Annotated in this window: 1 rRNA gene; it reads left to right on the top strand. The window is 57.3% G+C overall.

The features are described 5' to 3' along the window. The first annotated feature begins 42 nt into the window (after window positions 1–42). Window positions 43–3,151: ribosomal RNA gene (locus E1291_RS41640) — 23S ribosomal RNA — on the top strand. Window positions 3,152–3,219 lie beyond the last annotated feature (68 nt).

Raw genomic sequence — 3,219 nt, 5'->3', positions numbered from 1 at the left:
GGGTTGGGGTCTTGTCTGCGATTTGTTTTGATCGTTTTGTGTGTTCAAGTTTTTAAGGGCATACGGTGGATGCCTTGGCATCAGGAGCCGATGAAGGACGTGGGAGCCTGCGATATGCCTCGGGGAGTCGGCAACCAGACTTTGATCCGGGGATTTCCGAATGGGGAAACCTGGCACCCGTCATGGGGTGTCGCCGCCGTCTGAATGTATAGGGCGGTTGGTGGGAACGCGGGGAAGTGAAACATCTCAGTACCCGCAGGAAGAGAAAACAATAGTGATTCCGTGAGTAGTGGTGAGCGAAAGCGGAGGAGCCTAAACCGTGCGCGTGTGATAGCCGGCAGGCGTTGCGTGTGCGGGGTTGTGGGACCATCCGGTCGTCTCTGCCGAGGCGGCGAGAAGTTACAAACTGCTCGGATAGTTGAACGGCATGGGAAGGCCGACCGTAGACGGTGAGAGTCCGGTAGACGAAATCTGAGTGGCTTCTGGGTGTGTTCCCGAGTAGCACGGGGCCCGTGAAATCCCGTGTGAATCTGCCACGACCACGTGGTAAGGCTGAATACTTCCTGATGACCGATAGCGGACCAGTACCGTGAGGGAAAGGTGAAAAGTGCCCCGGTGAGGGGTCGTGAAATAGTACCTGAAACCGTGTGCCTACAAGCCGTCAGAGCGTCCTCCATGGCCTTTGGGTTGTGGTTCGTGATGGCGTGCCTTTTGAAGAATGAGCCTGCGAGTTATGGTGTGTGGCGAGGTTAACCGGTGGCGGGTAGCCGTAGCGAAAGCGAGTCTGAATAGGGCGTTTTTAGTCGCATGCTGTAGACCCGAAGCGGGGTGATCTAGCCATGGGCAGGGTGAAGCGCCGGTAAGACGGTGTGGAGGCCCGAACCCACCAGGGTTGAAAACCTGGGGGATGACCTGTGGTTAGGGGTGAAAGGCCAATCAAACTCCGTGATAGCTGGTTCTCCCCGAAATGCATTTAGGTGCAGCGTTGCGTGTTTCTTGCCGGAGGTAGAGCTACTGGATGGCTAATGGGCCCTACAAGGTTACTGACGTCAGCCAAACTCCGAATGCCGGTAAGTGAGAGCGTGGCAGTGAGACTGCGGGGGATAAGCTTCGTAGTCGAGAGGGAAACAGCCCAGATCATCGGCTAAGGCCCCTAAGCGTGTGCTAAGTGGGAAAGGATGTGGAGTTGCTGTGACAACCAGGAGGTTGGCTTAGAAGCAGCCATCCTTGAAAGAGTGCGTAATAGCTCACTGGTCAAGTGATTCCGCGCCGACAATGTAGCGGGGCTCAAGCACACCGCCGAAGCCGTGGCATTCCAACGTTTGTTGGGATGGGTAGGGGAGCGTCCTGCAGCCGGTGAAGCCGCCGAGTGATCGAGTGGTGGAGGCTGTGGGAGTGAGAATGCAGGCATGAGTAGCGAATCACACGTGAGAAACGTGTGCGCCGGATGACCAAGGGTTCCTGGGGCAGGCTAATCCGCCCAGGGTAAGTCGGGACCTAAGGCGAGGCCGACAGGCGTAGTCGATGGACAACGGGTTGATATTCCCGTACCCGCTGGTATGCGCCAACGCTGAATCCTCTGATGCTAAGACCCTGAATCCTGGTTGGGGCCTTCGGGCTTCTTTCGGGCCTAGCGGTCGACCCGATGGGGTAGTAGGTGAGTGATGGGGTGACGCAGGAGGGTAGCTCAGCCCAGGCGATGGTTGTCCTGGGGTAAGCATGTAGCCCGTGTCATAGGTAAATCCGTGGCACATCAAGGGTGAGATGTGATGCCGAGCCGTTTTAGGTGAAGTGAGTGATCCCATGCTGCCGAGAAAAGCCTCTAGCGAGTGTACCGGCGGCCCGTACCCTAAACCGACTCAGGTGGTCAGGTAGAGAATACCAAGGCGATCGGGTGAACTGTGGTTAAGGAACTCGGCAAATTGCCCCCGTAACTTTGGGAGAAGGGGGACCTCGTCTGGTGATCCGTCTTGCGCGGTGAGCTGGGTGGGGTCGCAGAGGCCAGGGGGAAGCGACTGTTTACTAAAAACACAGGTCCGTGCGAAGTCGTAAGACGCTGTATACGGACTGACGCCTGCCCGGTGCCGGAACGTTAAGAGGACCGGTTAGATCTCTTTGGGGTCGAAGCTGAGAATCTAAGCGCCGGTAAACGGCGGTGGTAACTATAACCATCCTAAGGTAGCGAAATTCCTTGTCGGGTAAGTTCCGACCTGCACGAATGGCGTAACGACTTCCCCGCTGTCTCAACCACAGGCCCGGCGAAATTGCAGTACGAGTAAAGATGCTCGTTTCGCGCAGCAGGACGGAAAGACCCCGGGACCTTCACTATAGCTTGGCATTGGCGCCTGAAGCGTCTTGTGTAGGATAGGTGGGAGACTGTGAAGCCCAGACGCCAGTTTGGGTGGAGTCGTTGGTGAAATACCACTCTGGTCGTTTTGAGCGTCTAACCCGCACCCGTGTATCCGGGTGGGGGACAGTGCCTGGTGGGTAGTTTAACTGGGGCGGTTGCCTCCCAAAGTGTAACGGAGGCGCCCAAAGGTTCCCTCAGCCTGGTTGGCAATCAGGTGGCGAGTGCAAGGGCACAAGGGAGCTTGACTGTGAGACGGACGTGTCGAGCAGGTGCGAAAGCAGGGCCTAGTGATCCGGCACCTACGTGTGGAAGTGGTGTCGCTCAACGGCTAAAAGGTACCCCGGGGATAACAGGCTGATCTTCCCCAAGAGTCCATATCGACGGGATGGTTTGGCACCTCGATGTCGGCTCGTCGCATCCTGGGGCTGGAGTAGGTCCCAAGGGTTGGGCTGTTCGCCCATTAAAGCGGCACGCGAGCTGGGTTTAGAACGTCGCGAGACAGTTCGGTCCCTATCCGCTGCGCGCGTAGGAGAATTGAGAGGGTCTGTCCCTAGTACGAGAGGACCGGGACGGACGAACCTCTGGTGTGCCAGTTGTCCCGCCAGGGGCACGGCTGGTTGGCTACGTTCGGTAGGGATAACCGCTGAAAGCATCTAAGCGGGAAGCCTTCCTCGAGATGAGTTCTCCCTCCCACTTTGGTGGGGTAAGGCCCCCAGTAGACGATTGGGTTGATAGGCCGGAGATGGAAGCGCGGTAACGTGTGGAGTCGACCGGTACTAATAGGCCGAGTGGCTTGAACACACTGAACGTTCAAAGTGAGTCGCTGTGTGGTGTTCGCGTCCCTGTGTGGTTCCCAGAAAACAACTGGG

Source organism: Actinomadura roseirufa, assembly GCF_900659635.1.
Taxonomy (GTDB): Bacteria; Actinomycetota; Actinomycetes; order Streptosporangiales; family Streptosporangiaceae; genus Spirillospora; species Spirillospora roseirufa.
This window is presented reverse-complemented; position numbering and strand designations above follow the sequence as displayed.